This window comes from Alphaproteobacteria bacterium (assembly GCA_024244705.1).
GTDB lineage: Bacteria > Pseudomonadota > Alphaproteobacteria > JAAEOK01 > JAAEOK01 > JAAEOK01.
Window position 1 is genome coordinate 59998 of the sequence record JAAEOK010000073.1, and the last position, 16475, is coordinate 76472.

The following is a 16475-nucleotide window of genomic DNA, read 5'->3' on the forward strand; positions in this document are numbered from 1 at the left end:
GGAACAATTCGGTCGCCGGGCCAAAAAAAACCAACGCCACCACTCCCCGGGTCACGGTCCCATATAGACGGAAACCGTGGGATCGGCCAACTCCGCGCTTCGCCTCATGCCGGCTCCGGTACCGCGGCTCCACTGGCTTCGTCCTTGCCCTCCTGCTGGCGCCGCCACATCGCCGCATAGGGGCCGCCCGCCGCCAACAACTCCGCATGGCGGCCACGCTCGCAGATGCGGCCCTTGTCGAGAACGATGATCTCGTCGGCATCGACGACCGTCGACAGGCGGTGGGCGATGACCAGCGTCGTGCGGTCCGCCGAGACTTCTTTCAGGCTGGCCTGGATCTCCTTCTCGGTGTGGGTGTCGAGCGCCGAGGTGGCCTCGTCGAAGAGCAGTATTTCGGGCTGTTTGAGGATGGTGCGGGCGATCGCCACGCGCTGCTTCTCGCCGCCGGAGAGCTTCAGCCCGCGTTCCCCGACCATGCTCTGGTAGCCGTCGGGCAGGCTGGTGACGAAATCGTGGATGCGTGCCAGCCGCGCCGCCGCCTCGACCTCCGCGCGGCTCGCCTCGGGCCGGCCGTAGGCGATGTTGTAGTGGATGGTGTCGTTGAACAGCACCGTATCCTGGGGAACGATGCCGATCGCCGCCCGCAGGCTGTCCTGGGTGATGTCGCGGATGTCCTGGCCGTCGATCAGGACCCGGCCGGCGTCGATGTCGTAAAAGCGGAACAGGATGCGCGAGATGGTCGATTTTCCGGCACCGCTCGGGCCGACGATGGCCACCGTATGACCGGCCGGCACGGTGAAGGACACGTCGCGCAGGATCGCGCGGCGGGGATCGTAGCCGAAATCGACATGGTCGAATTCGAGCTCGCTGCCGCCGCGTTGCAACGGCGCGGCGTCCGGCTTGTCCTCGACCTCGCGGCCGACATCGAGCAGGTCGAACATCGCCTCCATGTCGGCCAGGGATTGCTTGATTTCGCGATAGACGAAACCGAGGAAATTGAGCGGCAGGTAGAGCTGGATGAGGTAGGTGTTGACGAGGACGAAATCGCCCACGGTCATCGACCCGTTCTTGACCCCATTCGCCGCCATCAGCATGACCACGATCAGGCCGATCGATATGATCAGCCCCTGGCCGATATTGAGCACCGACAGCGAGGTCTTGCTGCGCACCGAGGCGCCTTCGTAGCGCTTGAGCGATTCGTCGTAGCGGCGCGCCTCGTAGGCTTCGTTGCCGAAATACTTGACGGTTTCGAAATTGAGCAGCGAGTCGATGGCCTTGGTATTCGCCTCGGTGTCGGTGCGGTTCATCTCGCGGCGGTATTTGAGCCGCCACTCGGTTACCATCATGGTGAACACGATATAGCCGACGATGGTCACGAAGGTGACGATGGCGAACCAAAAATCGTAGAGCCCCCAAAGGATGCCGCAGACGAGAACGATCTCGAGCAGGGTCGGCAGGACATTGAACAGCATGAAGCTGAGCAGGAATTCGATGCCCTTGGTACCGCGTTCGATCACCCGGCTGAGGCCACCGGTCTGGCGGTCGAGGTGGAATCGCAGCGACAGCGCATGGAGGTGTCGGAAGGTGGTCAAGGCGACCATCCGGATGGCGCGCTGTGCAACTTTCGCGAAGACCGCATCGCGAAGCTCGGCGAACGCGGTCGACATCAGCCTGACGATGCCATAGCCGACGACCAGGCCGACCGGGACGACGATCAGATTGATGTTCTGAACCGACAGGATATCGACGGCCTGCTTGTAGAGGATCGGGACATAGACGTTGGCCACCTTGGCCGCCGCCAAAAGGAGCATCGCCACCACCACGCGGGCCCGCATTTCGGCCTGCCCCGTCGGCCACAGGTATGGCAGCAGCGTCCGGATCGTCGACCATTCGCTTCGTGGCGTGACCGGTGCGGTGGGATCAAATCGGTTCGGCGGCATGGGGCGGTCGTTCTTTCGCGGTAGAGCGGCGATTAGGTAGATCTTGTGCCTCGGACGGATTTGACAATACGCCCCGACCGGGCGCCGGCGAAACCTCGAACGGTTTGAATGTTTGGGTCGACCAGGTCGCGCTCGCGGCGTTAGACCGCCGCCGGCCGGCGCAATGCCTTGGTCATGGCGCCGAGGCTTGTCCGCTGGCGGCCGCTGTCATCGAAATTGTCCGGCGCCAGCCACGTCTCAAAAGCGGTCCTGAGTGCCGGCCACTGCCTGTCGATGATGGCGTACCACGCGGTATCCCGGTTCCGTCCTTTGTACATGGTCGCCTGGCGAAACACGCCCTCGAAGGTGAAGCCGAGGCGTTCTGCGGCGCGTCGGGAGCCGGCGTTGAGGGCGTCGCACTTCCATTCGTAGCGTCTGTAGCCGAGCTCGTCGAAAACCCGCCGCATCATCAAATACATCGCCTCGGTCGCCATCACGGTGCGCTGCAGCCGCGGCGCATAGTGGATATGCCCGACCTCGATGACGCCGATCGCGGGCGTTATGCGTAAGTAACTGGCGGCGCCCACGGCGCCACCGGAGCGGCGGTCGACGATGGCGTGGAACAGCGGATCGTCGCCGAGGCAGCTGGCCTCCATCCATGACCGGAAATCGGCCACCGAACCGAACGGCCCGTAAGGCATGTAGGTCCACATCCGGCCTTCCGAATCCTCGGCGTTGGCGGCATGGAGCGTCTCAGCGTGACGTGCGGGATCGATCGGCTCGACCGCGCACAGCCGGCCGGTCATTGCCGTGCGCGGCGGCGGCGGCACCGGTGCCCAATTGGGCACCGCCGCGCCGATTGGTTGGCCGAGGGCGTTTGTCGAACCGCCCCGATCGTCGTCCGCCAACGCTCAGTGGTCGCGTTGGTCGGCCCGCGCCAACAACATATAAACCTTGCCCACGTCGGCGCTCAGCAGCGTCGCCGTCAGGATGCGGTCGGGGTCGCAGTCGGCGGTTTGCGCCAACAAGGCCTCGTAGCGCTTCATGAAGGTTGAAACGCTATGCCGGAAATCCGAATTCTTCCGCATGGTTTCCCGAATCAACGGCACCGAATGTTCGTCGTTGGCGCGCGCGAGCCTTCGTACGAAGATGCCGTGGTCGCCGTCCTTGTAGAGCTTCATGATGTTGTCGGGCAGCGACGGCTCGAACACCTGGTCGATGTCCACCGCAAGCTCGTTGAGTTCCCGGATGACGGTGGCGGACGCACGCAGAAATCCGTCGCGCCGGCCCTGCGCGACGGCTTCGCGCACGGCGTCGGTCTGCTCCGCCGCCTCGCGCGTCGCCTCAGACAATTCCTCGACCTGATTGCGGAACAGATTGACCGTTTGTTGCGCTTCCTCGGCCGTGGTCTTGACCACCGATTCGAGGTGATCCGTCGAGTGGCTCATGGTTTCGTTGAGGGTTCCGATGTCGTCATTGAGCTTGGCCGCCGTCCGCTCCATTTTCTGTAGCTGCTCCTTGAGCGCCACATCGAGCGTGCGGGCGATCTCATCGGCCACGTTCTTGATCTGCTTGCCGGCCTCATCGGTGGCGGCGCCGACCCGAGACAGCTCGTTGTCGATCGTCTTGTCGACCAGCTTGCGCAACTCGGTGCCGATCGATTCGACCGTTCGGCCGGCGGCAATACTCTTCTTATCCAGCGTTTCGATCTGGGTCACGACGCTGTCGCCCGAACGCTTCAGCAACGATATCTGCTTCTCCAGGGCCTCCTGAACCTGGGTGATTCGCGTCGACATCAGCTCGGCGGTTTCACCCAGTTGCTGCGACTGCGCGCCGAATGCACTGCGGATCTCGCCGGCCTGGGCGGTCGCCCGCGCGGTCGCCTCGGCCAATTTCACGCGGTGGCCGTCGAACAGCGTTTCGACATCCTCGATTCTCTTGGCGAAATCGCGGGACGCCGTCGTGATCGTCGTCGATTCACCCTCGAGCTTGGCCACGGTCGTCTTGAGGTCGTCGGTAAACGTCGACTCGATCGACGTTTCGATCGTCTTGCGAATGCGACCGGCGGCGTCTTCCGCCATCTTCGACACGTTGCCGACATAGCCCTCGTAAGTGCGGCGAATTTCCGCGGCATCGGCCGACGTCCGTTCGGTCGCCGCGTTCAGCGCCTTTTCCGCCTCGGCGCCCAATTTCGCGATATCCCGGCGCGTCGACTCGGATGTCTTGGCGAGGTTGGCGAGGTTGGAGACCTGCTTGGCAATTTCTGCCGACAGCATCTTGGCCTCTTGCCGCGCCTCGGGGGTCGCATCGGCCATCTGCTGGGCCAACTCGAACAAGGCATCGCGATTGATTCGGCTGCGCTCGGCCAACTCGACAAAGGCGACAATCAGCCAAATCAGCCCGACGGGCACGAGCACGGCGGCGCCAAAGACCAGGTTCTCCCACGGAAGCATGTAGGACATGTTTGTCCAGCCAACTTCCGATTCGACGTAGAACCAGACCAGGAATAACCACAGCGCCGTGAGAACGGCACCGATCAGATAGGATCGACGGATCATGCGGAACACCTCCCTTTCCGCTGACGGCTTGGCACCTATGCCGCTTTTCTATGCCTTTCGATCAGGCTTAGTATTTCGCTCGCGGCATGTGGAATGTTCGTTCCCGGTCCATATATCGCATGGGCGCCGGAATCGAGTAGAAATTTGTAATCCTGTGGCGGAATGACGCCGCCGCAAATGACGACGATGTCGCCGCCGCCCTCGGCCCGGAGCGCATCGATCATCGCCGGGACCAGGGTCTTGTGGCCCGCCGCCTGGCTGGAAACGCCGACGACGTGGACATCGTTCTCTACCGCTTGGCGGGCCGCCTCTTCCGGGGTCTGGAACAACGCACCGACATCGACGTCGAAACCGATATCGGCAAAGGCAGTGGCGATCACCTTGGCGCCACGGTCGTGACCGTCTTGGCCCATCTTGACCACCAGCATACGCGGACGGCGGCCGTTGTCGGCGGCAAACGATTCGACCTCGGCCTGGATCCGCTTGAACCCGTCATCGGCCGAATAGACCGAACCATAGACACCGGACACGCTGCGAATTACCGCCCGATGCCGTGTGAAAACCTTCTCCAGCGCGTCGGAGACCTCGCCGACCGTCGCGCGCGCCCGCATGGCATCGATCGATAACTCGAGAAGATTGCCCTCGCCGCTCTTGGCCGCGGCGGACAAGGCGGCAAGCGCCGCGTCGCAGGCAGCGCCGTCGCGCCCAGCGCGGACCGCCTCGAGGCGCTTGATCTGCTGTTCCCGGACTTTGGCGTTGTCGATATTGAGGATCTCGACCTGATCGTCTTCCTCCGGTCGGTATTTGTTGACGCCGACGACGGTCTCCTCGCCGCGGTCGACCCGCGCCTGTCGCAGGGCCGCCGATTCCTCGATCGCCAGTTTCGGCATGCCGCTTTCCACCGCGCTGGTCATGCCGCCCAACTCATCGACCTCGCCGATCAACTTGCGCGCCTCGGCGACCAAGCTGGCGGTCAGGCTCTCGACGTAATAGCTGCCGCCCAAGGGATCGATGACATGGGGGATGCCGCTCTCCTCGGCAATGATCAGTTGGGTGTTGCGGGCAATGCGGGCGGAGGATGGGGTCGGCAGCGCCACCGCCTCGTCGAGCGCATTGGTGTGCAGCGATTGGGTCCCGCCGAGCACTGCAGCCAACGCCTCGATCGTAGTACGAACGACATTGTTGTAGGGATCCTGTTCGGTAAGGCTGACCCCCGAGGTCTGGCAGTGCGTGCGCAAGCTCAAGCTGCGCGGATCCTTGGGTTCGAACTCGCTCATCATCTCGGCCCACAGCAGACGGGCCGCGCGCAGCTTGGCGATCTCCATGAAGAAGTTCATGCCGATGCCGAAGAAGAAGGACAGCCGCGGGGCGAACTTATCGATCTCCAACCCGCGGTCCAGCGCCACGCGCACATATTCGAGCCCATCCGCCAAGGTGAAGGCGAGCTCCTGCACCGCCGTCGCTCCCGCCTCCTGCATGTGGTAGCCGGAGATCGAGATCGAATTGAAGCGCGGCATGTTGTGGGCGGTGTATTCGATAATGTCGGCGACGATCCGCATCGACGGTTCGGGCGGATAGATATAGGTGTTGCGGACCATGAACTCCTTGAGGATGTCGTTCTGGATGGTCCCCGAGAGCTGAGCCTGGTGCACCCCCTGCTCTTCGGCGGCGGCGATGTAGCCCGCCATCACCGGCAGCACGGCGCCGTTCATCGTCATCGACACGCTCATCTTGTCGAGCGGAATGCCATCGAACAGGATTTTCATGTCTTCGATGGAATCGATCGCGACACCCGCCTTGCCGACATCGCCGATGACGCGCGGATGATCCGAATCGTAACCGCGGTGGGTGGCCAGGTCGAAGGCCACCGACAATCCCATCTGACCGGCCGCCAGGTTGCGCCGGTAAAACTCGTTTGACTCCTCGGCGGTCGAAAAACCCGCATATTGGCGAATCGTCCACGGACGATTGGCATACATGGTGGCGCGCGGGCCGCGGACGAATGGCGCGAAGCCCGGGAGAGTCGCGACATGCTCGAGCTCGGCCAGGTCGTCGGCGGTGTAGAGTGGTTTGACCGCGATACCCTCGGGCGTGTCCCAGACCAGACCGTCGGGCGACGATCCCTTCAGTTCGCGACCAACCAGCTCGGACCAATCGGCGAGGGTTCGCTTTGCGAAATCAACCATTTGCTTCTTCCACTCTCCCGCGCCAATTATAGCCAAGCTGGCAACCGCCCGTCTATGTGACAAAAAGGGGCCGGAGAAAGGCACGAATCCGGAGTTCAGGATACAAAATGACGGGCCAAAATTCGGTTGCCAGCGCGGCCATTGGTTCCGGTCCGGCGGCTTTCGATGCGCCGATACGGTGACGACGATCGCGCCTGAATTCTCAAAGCACGAGCCGCAGAAACGGTACCGGCGCGTCGAATCCTTTGAGATCGGCCGCCTCGCGCACCGGCTCGAAGCCGGCGAGCAGGGCCGCGACACCGGAATCCTCGGCGATCTCAGTCGATAGAACGATGTCGCCGCCTCGGCTGCAGTCCTGCAACCGGGCCGCCATGTTGACGGTGGTGCCGAAATAGTCGAGCCGGCCATTCAAAGTGACGGCGATGCAGGGTCCCTCGTGGAGCCCGATCTTGATCGCGATCGGCCCGGCGCCGGTCGTCGTCGCGGCGTTGAAAGCGGTGACCTTGCGTTGAATATCGAGCGCGGCGGCGACCGCATCGGCGGGCTCGACGAACGCCGCCATGACCGCGTCGCCGATGGTCTTGACCAGGGCGCCGTCGTGATTGCGGACGACTTCGGCGAGGAACGCGAAATGATCGCGCACCAATTGATAGGCCGGCGCGTCGCCGACCGCGCCGTAGAGCGCCGTCGAACCCCGAAGGTCGGTGAACATCAGCGCGACCCGGGCGATCGCCACCTCGTCGCCCGGCCGCAACACCTGGTCGGAGAACAGATCGCGAAAGCCCTGAAAGCTCGCAACGCGATCGGCGGTAAACGCGTCCCCCGCCCAGGCCCGGTCTTCGATGACGAAGGTCCGCGGCCGGATATCGTCGTTGCGCAGGAAAACCGTGCCCGGCGACGACGGTTCGCCGGCAGCGACCCCATCGGCGTCGATCACGATTTCGGGAAAGGCGCTACCGTCGTGATCGTAGTCGGCCTCGGGGCCGGGCTCGAGCGTTCGCAGCCGATACGGTCCGGCCGGCAAGGACGCATCCACGACCCGCGACGCGCCCGGCTCGACCGTGACATGGACCTTGATATGCGGCGTACTCATCGGCCCGAACAGACAATACTCGCCGGTGGCCAGGGGCCGAATGGCCGGCGCCGGCCGAAAGCTCAATTCGACGTTCTTGGCGAAGTCCCGGTCGTAATCGATGTTGCAGGTGTCGCAGTGGGCGCCGGTCGGCAGCTGATCGAGCGCATGGGTCGTCGCCTTGGCGATGCGACAACGCGGACACAGCACGTCCCACCTGAGATCGAGCAGTCCGTCGCGCGTCGCCCGCAGGCAGGCTTCGATTGCCTCCCGTTCCGGCGTTTCCCATTCCCGCGCCAGAGCGCGGGGCCGCAGGCGGATAAGGTCGACCTCCTGTGCGGTTTCGATCAAATCGGCGATCCGCGCAGCCAGGCCGTGACCGTAGGGCGTGTCCTCGATACGCGCGACGATCTGGGCCAGCCGGGCGCGCCGCGCCGCATCCAGGCGTGGCGCCTGGTAGTCGAAGGCGGTCCCGCGCGCGCCCTTGGCGAAATCCCGCGCGGCGGCAGCCAGGGCGCCGAAATTCTTGCCCGCGGCGATAAAGAAACCGGTGCGTAATATCAGCATGCCCAACAGGTTGGCGGGCGCCGCCTCGACGGTATATTCGCCGCGGCTGCCGGCGCCATCGGGATAGAGCGTGAAGGTGGCGCACAGATAGTCGAGCGGGCCTTGGCGGAACGAGCGGCAGTGCTCGAACCAGCGCTCCCACACCCAATTGACCGGTTTCTCCTCCCACACCAAATTGAAGGGACCCTTGCGCGCCCGCGCCACGTATTCGACCGAGCCGTCGGCGCGCGGCGTTTCTTCGATCTCGTGATTGGGCAAGCCGGCGGCCTCGTTGAACCGTGCGGTGTCGGCCAGAATCGGCCACACGGTTTCGGGCGGGGTATCGAAATGCCAGGTCCAGGTTTGCTTGAGGGCGCGCGCCATGGCCCATTATAGGCGGCGGGCCGGCGGCCAGACTACCAAATGAAGGCCGGCAGCGTGTAGCTGGGCGCGGCGCCGAGCTCGCCATAAAGGCCGCGCAGGCGCGCCGTATCGGCGTCCTGACCGGGCGAGATGCTGAGCGCCTCGGCGTGAATACCGCCCAGGATCAACACCGAATCGATTCCGATCCGATTGGCGCCGGCGATATCCGTGCGCAACGAATCGCCGACCGCGATAAGGCGCGAGCGGTCTTCGATGTCGAGCATTTGGAGCGCGATGTCATAGATCGGTGCGTGCGGCTTGCCATGGTAGATGACGGTGCCACCCTGCGCTTCGTAGCGCGCCGCCAGCGCGCCCGCACAGAGCTCGCGGAGCGGGCCGCGCAACACGACCAGATCCGGATTGGCGCAGATCATCGGCAAGCCCCTTGCGGCCGCCGCGTCGAGGACCGGCGCATAGTCGGCCACCGTTTCCTCCGGCTTGTCGAGCCCCGTATTGAGGACAAATTCAGCGCTTTCCAGGTCCTGCACGATGTCGAGATCGAGCTCGGCATAGACGCTGCTGTCGCGGGACGGGCCAAGGTGGTAGCACGCCCGCCCGAGGGCGGCGTGATGCCGGTCGCCGCGATCGCGGATCGAGACATGAGCCGATTCGCCGGACGACAAGACCGCGTCGTAGAGATGGTCGGCGATCCCCATGGTTCGCATACGCTCGATGACCGCGGTGTTGCGTCGCGGCGCATTCGATATGACGAGCAGCCGCTTGCCGCGCGCCTTGAGTTCGGTCAGCGCCGCCAGAACGCCGGGCAGCGGCTGCAGCCCGTCGTGGATCGTGCCCCACAAATCGAGCAAGTAGCCGTCGTAGCGATCGGCGATCTCGCTCATGCCGGCGAGCTTTCGGGGCGATGTCGTATTCACGGCCGCGTCGGGAGCGCTATCATCGGTGGTCGGCGCCGATCGCCTCATAGATCGTCGAAAAGCCGTCGGCGGCGAGCCGTTCCGCGAGAGCCTCCAAGATCGCCGGGACCAAATCGGGACCCTGATAGACGAGGGCGGTATAGAGTTGGACCAGCGAAGCGCCGGCGCGAATCTTGACATAGGCGTCGCCGCCGCTGGCGACCCCGCCGAGGCCGATCAAGGGAATCCGGCCCGCGGTGCGGACATACATGTCGGACAGCACCGCCGTCGACAAGGGCATCAGCGGCCGGCCACTCAATCCGCCTTCTTCACCGCGCGCCGGATCGGTCAGGCCGGGCGGGCGCGAGACCGTCGTATTGCCGATGATGAGGCCATCGATCTCCGCCTCTTGGGTTACCGCCGCGACGGCGGCCCGATCGTCCGCTTCGAGATCGGGGGCGATCTTGACCACGACCGGTGGCGCCGGATCGCCGACCGCGTCGCGCACCGCGTCGACCAGGCGTGCGAGTTCGTCCTTGCCTTGAAGCGCGCGCAGCCCCGGCGTGTTGGGCGACGATACGTTGATCACCAGATAGGATGCATAGGGCGCCAACCGGCGGGCGACGGCGGCGTAATCGGCGGCCGCATCTTCGGTCTCCCGGTTCTTGCCGATATTGATGCCGACCAGCGCGGTCGCGTCGCGGCGGCGAAAGGCCGCCAACCGTTCGGCCGCCGCTTCCATGCCCCGGCCGCCGAATCCGAGCCGATTGATCACGGCCTGATCCGCGGTGAGGCGGAACATCCGCGGCTTCGGGTTCCCGGGCTGAGGTCGCGGCGTTATCGAGCCGGTCTCGACGAAGCCGAAGCCGAGGTCGAGGGCCGGCCCGACAACCTCCGCGTCCTTGTCGAACCCCGCCGCCAGACCCAGCGGATTGGGAAACTCGAGACCGAAGACCGTTGCGGATAGGCTCGTCGTGATTCGTCGCCGGCGAGGGCCCAGGCCCGCGGCGAGCGCCCGAATGGTCAGGCGATGCGCGGCTTCCGGTGGCAGCGCGCGAAGCAGACGTCCGATCAGCGCGAATGATTTCATGTCGGGGCGTCGGGAAGCGGCAAGGCCGGGAACAGGTGCCGCCCTTCGCGGTCGACGGGCAGATCGCGAACGGCGGTGACCGAGTCGACGGCCAGCACGCCGTATAGATGGGGGAACAGGGCACCGTCGCGCGCCGGCTCCCACCTGAGGGCGTCGCCGAGCCGGCTGGCATCGACCTCGATCAGAACCAAGCCGGATTGGCCGGCGCGGTGCTTGGCGGCGCTGGCGGCGATCTGGTCGGCGGTCGAGAAATGGATGAACCCGTCGGCCTCGTCCTGAGACGATCCGCGATAGACCCCGGTCCCGCACGCGGCGTCCCACTCATCGCGCCGGCACATGTGGTAGATCAGGGACTCGGCCATTCGGCAACTTTCCTCCGAGCCCGCGGACGCGCGGCGGGCTGCATTGACGGCGGCCGAACCCATATAAAGGTTGCGGGCCCGAATGGGAATTGTTGACCGCCGCAAGTCGGGCGTGAAACCGACAAGACACCAAACAACGATGGCCTTTTTCCGGCATTCGCTTGATCCGGTCGGGGCGCTGGTTTAAGGCTTGACGAAACCCGCATCGCGCGGTGCGACCATCAGTGGAGTAGGTAATGACATCGTGGACCTATGTTGACGGTGAATGGCAGGAGGGCAATGTGCCCTTGTTCGGATCGCTGACCCACGCGGTGTGGCTGTCCTCGGTCGTGTTCGACGGCGCCCGCGCATTCGACGGACTGGTGCCCGATCTCGACCGTCACTCCGAGCGGACCATTCGTTCCGCCGAGACCATGGGCCTGAAACCGACCCATAAGGCGGAGGAGATCCACGCGCTGTCAAAGGAAGGGGTGAGGCGGTTTAGCCCAGGCGCCGAGCTTTACATCCGACCGATGTTCTTCGGCCAGGAGGGCTTCGTCGTTCCCGACCCCGACAGCACGAAATTCGCGCTCGTCCTGACCGAGCGGCCATTGCCGGAGGATAAGGGCTTCACGGCGTGCTTGTCTTCGTTTCGCCGGCCGGCCGCGGAATCGGCGCCGACCGACGCCAAGGCGTCGTGTTTGTACCCAAACGTCGCGCGTGCGTTGCGCGAAGCGACCGGACGCGGCTTCGACAATGCGGTCAAGTTGGACATGACCGGCAATGTGGCGGAATTCGCCACCGCCAACCTATTCATGGTCAAGGACGGCGTCGCCCACACGCCGAGTGCGAACGGGACTTTCCTCAACGGGATAACCCGTCAGCGGATCATCCGCCTGCTTCAGGATAGCGGAACCGAGGTCGTCGAACGGACGATCACCTGGCCCGAGATCCTCGACGCCGACGAATTGTTCAGCACCGGCAACTACGCCAAGGTCACCGCCTGCAAGCAGATCGAAGACCGCCCGCTGCAGCCGGGTCCGACCGCCAAGAAGGCGCGCGAGCTCTATTTCGAGTTCTCCCGTTCGCAACCTGTCGATTGATTGACGCCTACCCGCGAACGAAAAAGGCCCAGCGTCGCTGACGCTGGGCCCTGTCATAGTGCAAGACTGTTAGATTAGGCAGCAGTCTTGGCGAAAGTTTCGAAAGTCTTCTGGACGCGCACCGAAATCGGCTTCGCCGCTTCGTTGGCGACCTGGCTCGTCAGCTCCGACAGCTTGGTGGTTTCGGCGACAACCTCGTCAAAGGTCTTACGCGCGAAATCGTTCTGCAGATCGACCACCTCGTTGAAGGTCTTGGCCGACAGCACGGCCTTGGTGTTCGACAGGCCGGCTTCGACGGTGCGCCGGGCGGTCGAGATGAAGGCGGCGTTGATCGCCTCGACACCCCTCAAATAGACGTCGCCGGCGGCGACGAACGCGTCGAGGTTCTGCTTGTTGAAGGCATAGACCTCGTCGAACGCCTTGAGCGCCTGGGCGTTGGCCTTTTCGGCCTGATCCTGGGTCATCTTGACCGCCTTTTCGACGTTCTGGGCGGCGGCATCGGTGCCGGCCTTGACCGCGGTCTCGACGGCGGCGGCGCCGTTCTTGACAGCCGCTTCGACTTGCGTCGCGCGCGGCTTCGTCACTTTGGTCTTGCGAGTAGCCATGGGAGTTTCTCCTGTCTGCCCTGGGCCGCGCGAATCCCGGCCGGTTGAGCATTGCTGTGAATGATTATGTTGCACTGCAACACTCCGTTAATTTAGGAAATCCCCGCCCGTTGTCAATGAGAAATTGTGCGTTGCAGCAAAAATCCTACTGACCGAGTCTCGGGCCTCCGAATGGGCCGACCCGGCATGGTCTCCGGGCACTGCGTCAAATTGTCCCCGGTTAATATTAGGAATGCAAATCATTCTTAATCGCGGTATTTGTTCCCGTCTAGCGAAGTCAATGAGGGTAGGCAGAACATGAGGACTGCAATCGGTCGGCGCCTGGCCTTCGCGGCCGCCGGGATCACGCTGGCGCTCTTTACAATCCCGGGACCGGCGACCGCCGCCGAACGGGTCTACTACGTCGCCGCCGAAGAGACAGCTTGGGACTATGCACCGGCAGGGCGAAACGTGATGATGGGCCGGCCGTTCGACGACGACGAAAGCGTATTCGTGGAACGAACTCCGGCGACAGTCGGCGGCACCTACGTCAAGGCGCTCTATCGGCAATACGCCGACGCCGACTTCACGACGCCCCTGCCCCGCCCCGAGGCGTGGGCGCATCTTGGCTTTCTCGGTCCCGTTCTGCATGCCGAAGTCGGCGACACGATCCGGGTGCATTTCAAGAACAACGCGAGCCGGCCCTTTACCATGCACCCGCACGGGGTGTTCTACGACAAGGCGTCGGAGGGCGCACCCTATGCAGACGGCACCGCCGGCGCCGACAAAGCCGACGACGCGGTGCCGCCCGGCGCGACCCATACCTATGTCTGGGAGGTCCCGGAGCGCGCCGGCCCCGGCCCCAACGACCCGAGCTCGATCGCCTGGCTCTACCATTCCCACGTCGATGCGGTCCGCGATTCCAATGCCGGCCTGGTCGGTGCCATCGTCGTCACCGCCCAAGGCCAGGCCACGGCCGATGGTGCGCCGCGCGATATCGACCGCGAATTCGTCACCCTGTTTACCGTCACCGACGAAAACCAGAGCTGGTACCTGGACCGCAACATCGAGACGTTCGCCGACCCGGCCCACGTCGACCCGAACGACGAAGCATTCCAGGAAAGCAACCTGATGCACGGCATCAACGGCTACATTTACGGCAATCTGCCGGGGCTGAAGATGAACGCCGGCGAGCGGACGCGCTGGTACACCCTCGCGCTCGGCACCGAGGTCGATTTGCACACGCCGCACTGGCACGGCAACACCGGCCTATCCGACGGCAGGCGGGTCGATGTCGTCGATCTGCTGCCGGCCTCGAGCCGGGTCGTCGACGTGACCCCGGACAGCCAGGGCGTCTGGATGTTCCACTGTCACGTCAACGATCATATCGCGGCCGGGATGACGGCGCTCTACGAGGTCGGCGCCGGAGACAGCGCCGAACCGGCCGACTGATCGCCGATCAGGCGGCGTCGAGGTCGTCGCCGGCGAGCACCCGGGCGACGAGTTCGCGCGTTTCCACGAGCCCGTAGAGGGCGACGAACGAGCCCATCCGCGGGCCCTGGCTTCGACCGAGCAGAACCTCGTAGAGGGCACGGAACCAGTCGCGCAGGTTCTCGAAATCGTGGCGCTTGCCGACCTCGTAGATTTCGGTCTGGATCGCCTCGCCGTCGGCATCGTCGGGCAGCGCCGCAAGCACCGCAAGCAGGTCTTCGAGCGCGCCCCGCTCGACCTCGCTCGGCGGGCGGTGGCGAATCGTCGGCTTGACGAAATCCCTGTAGTAGCGGATGGCGTACTCGACCAGGGCGTCGAGCTGCGGCGACTCGGCGGCACTATGGACTTTCTCGTGGCGCGACAGGAATCCCCAGATGACGGCCTTGTCCTCGGAATGGCAGGCGCTGACTAGATTGAGTAGGAGCGCGAACGGGATCGGCGGCACCTCGTCGGGCGGGGCGCCGCTATGGATGTGCCAGGCCGGGTTTTCGAGCCGCGCCGGCGGCGCTTCGTCGGCGTATTTGCGGACGAAGGTGTAATACTCGTCGACCGCCTTCGGGATGACGTCGAAATAGAGTCGTTTGGCCCGCCGCGGCTGCTGGTACATGAACAGCGCCAGGCTCTCCGGCGGCGCATAGGCCAGCCATTCCTCGACGCTCAGCCCGTTGCCCTTGGATTTCGAGATCTTCTCGGCGTTCTCGTCGAGAAACAGCTCGTAATTGAAGCCGTCGGGGGGAGTGCCGCCGAGGATGCGGCAGATCTTGCTCGACAGCCGCACCGAGTCGATCAGGTCCTTGCCCGACATCTCGTAATCGACGCCGAGCGCGTACCAGCGCATCGCCCAGTCGACTTTCCATTGCAGCTTGCAGGCGCCGCCGGTCACCGGAACCTCGACCCGGGCGCCGTCCTCGTCCTCGTAGGTCACCGTCCCGGCATCGGCATCGTGGGCGACGATCGGGACTTGGAGCACCCGTCCGGTCCGCGGACAAAGCGGCAGGAACGGGCTATAGGTCGCCTGCCGCTCGGCGCCGAGCGACGGCAGCATGACCGCCATGACCGCATCGTAAAGGCGCAACACCTGCAGCAGGGCGGCGTCGAAGCGGCCGTCGCGGTAGCACCCGGTTGAGCTGACGAATGTGTAGTCGAAACCGAACGAATCGAGAAAACTGCGCAGCCGCGCATTGTTATGGTGGCCAAAGCTCTCGTGAGTGCCGAACGGATCCGGGATCTCGGTCAACGGCTTGCCGAGGTGTTCGGCGACCATGTCTTGGTTGGGAATGTTGCCGGGCACCTTGCGCAACCCGTCCATGTCGTCGGAGAACGCGTACAGCCGGGTCGGCAACCCGGTCATGGTCTCGAAGGCGTGGCGCACCATGGTCGTCCGGGCGACCTCGCCGAAGGTGCCGATATGGGGCAGGCCCGAGGGCCCGTAGCCGGTCTCGAACAGCACGTAACCCTTCTCCGGCGCGGCGTCGCCGACCCGTTTGACCACATGCCGCGCCTCTTCGAACGGCCACGCCTTGGCCACGAGCGCGAGTTCGCGTTCGCTGGACATGTTCCCGATCACACCTTGCCGTGAATGCGGCGCGAAGCTAGGCGCTACCAAAAGCAAGGTCAACCGCGACGCAGCGCGCTAGCGGGTGCGCCGGGCGGTCCATATACTCGCGCCATGCCGGCGACGACACCGACCCGCCGGCGCGGGCCGGCAACATCATATCGTACGTTGAGCACCCTCCCCCTCGAAGGGGGAGGGTCGGGGTGGGGGTGGTCCCGCAATCACCGGCGTGACATATCGAATTCTGTCGATGAGTTCCCCCTCCCCTCGATCCCCTCCCTCCAGGGGAGGGGAGGATTTCGTGCGGCACATGGTTTCGAAAGTCGCTCGATGGCCGACGCGGGATGCAACGAGTAACAATGTTCCCCAACTCGGAACATTGACCTAGCATTTCACAGCCCTTCCTTTGGGATAGTCCCGACTGTATCCACTCTCCTAGACGGAACAAACCAACACAAACTCTGCGGCGCCCAAGTAGGAATCCGAGCATGAAGTATTCTGACGGCGAGGAAATTAGATTGGGTGACCGTGTCGAGGTTTGGCACGGAAACCGGGGTGTCGTCGTGTGCGATATCGATTTATCCAACTACACCAAAGAATACCCCGAAGCCGATTGGTCCTACCTCAAAACCGGAGTTTTGATCGAAACAGAAAAAGGCGGGTTGCTCTATTTGGACGAGGCAGACGAAGACCTTCGGTTGCTGGAGAGATCAAGACCCTGATATTGCCGTCCGCGGCGGAGCTGGTTTATTT

At 64.2% G+C, this 16475-nt stretch carries 13 protein-coding genes; 3 read left to right on the plus strand and 10 right to left on the minus strand.

The genetic code is table 11. The features are described 5' to 3' along the window. Window positions 1-104 precede the first annotated feature (104 nt). The 8 genes from GY791_12285 to GY791_12320 form a co-directional block, all read right to left on the minus strand. A complete protein-coding gene (locus GY791_12285; GenBank protein ID MCP4329203.1) occupies window positions 105-1940 on the minus strand; it encodes an ABC transporter ATP-binding protein/permease in 1836 nt (611 codons plus the stop codon). A 140-nt stretch (window positions 1941-2080) separates the two neighbouring features. Beyond that, complete coding sequence (locus GY791_12290) at window positions 2081-2725, minus strand: GNAT family N-acetyltransferase (GenBank protein ID MCP4329204.1); 645 nt, start codon at window positions 2723-2725, stop codon at window positions 2081-2083. Window positions 2726-2830: 105 nt separating this feature from the next. After that, a complete protein-coding gene (locus GY791_12295) occupies window positions 2831-4477 on the minus strand; it encodes a hypothetical protein (GenBank protein ID MCP4329205.1) in 1647 nt (548 codons plus the stop codon). A 35-nt stretch (window positions 4478-4512) separates the two neighbouring features. Next, window positions 4513-6663: a methylmalonyl-CoA mutase gene (scpA, locus tag GY791_12300; GenBank protein ID MCP4329206.1), complete on the minus strand. Its 2151-nt coding sequence runs from the start codon at window positions 6661-6663 to the stop codon at window positions 4513-4515. A 202-nt stretch (window positions 6664-6865) separates the two neighbouring features. Further along, on the minus strand, window positions 6866-8665 hold the full coding sequence (locus GY791_12305; protein ID MCP4329207.1) for a hypothetical protein: 1800 nt from the start codon (window positions 8663-8665) through the stop codon (window positions 6866-6868). Window positions 8666-8697: 32 nt separating this feature from the next. Then, window positions 8698-9579 (minus strand): TIGR01459 family HAD-type hydrolase, encoded by an 882-nt coding sequence (locus GY791_12310; protein ID MCP4329208.1) that lies wholly within the window; start codon window positions 9577-9579, stop codon window positions 8698-8700. A gap of 19 nt (window positions 9580-9598) precedes the next feature. Then, entirely contained in the window at window positions 9599-10648 is a 1050-nt protein-coding gene (locus GY791_12315; GenBank protein ID MCP4329209.1) for a quinone-dependent dihydroorotate dehydrogenase, read from the minus strand. Further along, entirely contained in the window at window positions 10645-11010 is a 366-nt protein-coding gene (locus GY791_12320; protein MCP4329210.1) for a DUF952 domain-containing protein, read from the minus strand. Before GY791_12320 ends, GY791_12315 begins: the two co-directional genes overlap by 4 nt. Before the next feature lie 236 nt (window positions 11011-11246). Here GY791_12320 and GY791_12325 point away from each other — a divergent pair, with 236 nt between their 5' ends. After that, on the plus strand, window positions 11247-12092 hold the full coding sequence (locus GY791_12325; protein ID MCP4329211.1) for a branched-chain amino acid aminotransferase: 846 nt from the start codon (window positions 11247-11249) through the stop codon (window positions 12090-12092). A 74-nt stretch (window positions 12093-12166) separates the two neighbouring features. On the opposite strand, the gene GY791_12330 is transcribed toward GY791_12325, so the two are convergent. Beyond that, on the minus strand, window positions 12167-12697 hold the full coding sequence (locus GY791_12330; protein MCP4329212.1) for a phasin family protein: 531 nt from the start codon (window positions 12695-12697) through the stop codon (window positions 12167-12169). 297 nt (window positions 12698-12994) lie between these two features. Between GY791_12330 and GY791_12335 the strand changes: the two genes are divergently transcribed. Beyond that, window positions 12995-14128 (plus strand): multicopper oxidase domain-containing protein, encoded by a 1134-nt coding sequence (locus GY791_12335; protein MCP4329213.1) that lies wholly within the window; start codon window positions 12995-12997, stop codon window positions 14126-14128. 7 nt (window positions 14129-14135) lie between these two features. Here GY791_12335 and GY791_12340 read toward each other — a convergent pair whose 3' ends face one another. Next, entirely contained in the window at window positions 14136-15722 is a 1587-nt protein-coding gene (locus tag GY791_12340; GenBank protein MCP4329214.1) for a lysine--tRNA ligase, read from the minus strand. A gap of 488 nt (window positions 15723-16210) precedes the next feature. Here GY791_12340 and GY791_12345 point away from each other — a divergent pair, with 488 nt between their 5' ends. Then, window positions 16211-16444 carry a hypothetical protein gene (locus GY791_12345; GenBank protein ID MCP4329215.1) on the plus strand — a complete coding sequence of 78 codons (234 nt, stop codon included), beginning with the start codon at window positions 16211-16213 and terminating at the stop codon, window positions 16442-16444. Window positions 16445-16475 lie beyond the last annotated feature (31 nt).

What these genes read in the sequence shown, in the direction of transcription:
- GY791_12285 (MCP4329203.1), bottom strand. Translation starts at nt 1,940, where the DNA reads ATGCCGCCGAACCGATTTGATCCCACCGCACCGGTCACGCCACGAAGC.
- GY791_12290 (MCP4329204.1), bottom strand. Translation starts at nt 2,725, where the DNA reads ATGACCGGCCGGCTGTGCGCGGTCGAGCCGATCGATCCCGCACGTCAC.
- GY791_12295 (MCP4329205.1), bottom strand. Translation starts at nt 4,477, where the DNA reads ATGATCCGTCGATCCTATCTGATCGGTGCCGTTCTCACGGCGCTGTGG.
- scpA (MCP4329206.1), bottom strand. Translation starts at nt 6,663, where the DNA reads ATGGTTGATTTCGCAAAGCGAACCCTCGCCGATTGGTCCGAGCTGGTT.
- GY791_12305 (MCP4329207.1), bottom strand. Translation starts at nt 8,665, where the DNA reads ATGGCGCGCGCCCTCAAGCAAACCTGGACCTGGCATTTCGATACCCCG.
- GY791_12315 (MCP4329209.1), bottom strand. Translation starts at nt 10,648, where the DNA reads ATGAAATCATTCGCGCTGATCGGACGTCTGCTTCGCGCGCTGCCACCG.
- GY791_12320 (MCP4329210.1), bottom strand. Translation starts at nt 11,010, where the DNA reads ATGGCCGAGTCCCTGATCTACCACATGTGCCGGCGCGATGAGTGGGAC.
- GY791_12325 (MCP4329211.1), top strand. Translation starts at nt 11,247, where the DNA reads ATGACATCGTGGACCTATGTTGACGGTGAATGGCAGGAGGGCAATGTG.
- GY791_12330 (MCP4329212.1), bottom strand. Translation starts at nt 12,697, where the DNA reads ATGGCTACTCGCAAGACCAAAGTGACGAAGCCGCGCGCGACGCAAGTC.
- GY791_12335 (MCP4329213.1), top strand. Translation starts at nt 12,995, where the DNA reads ATGAGGACTGCAATCGGTCGGCGCCTGGCCTTCGCGGCCGCCGGGATC.
- GY791_12340 (MCP4329214.1), bottom strand. Translation starts at nt 15,722, where the DNA reads ATGTCCAGCGAACGCGAACTCGCGCTCGTGGCCAAGGCGTGGCCGTTC.
- GY791_12345 (MCP4329215.1), top strand. Translation starts at nt 16,211, where the DNA reads ATGAAGTATTCTGACGGCGAGGAAATTAGATTGGGTGACCGTGTCGAG.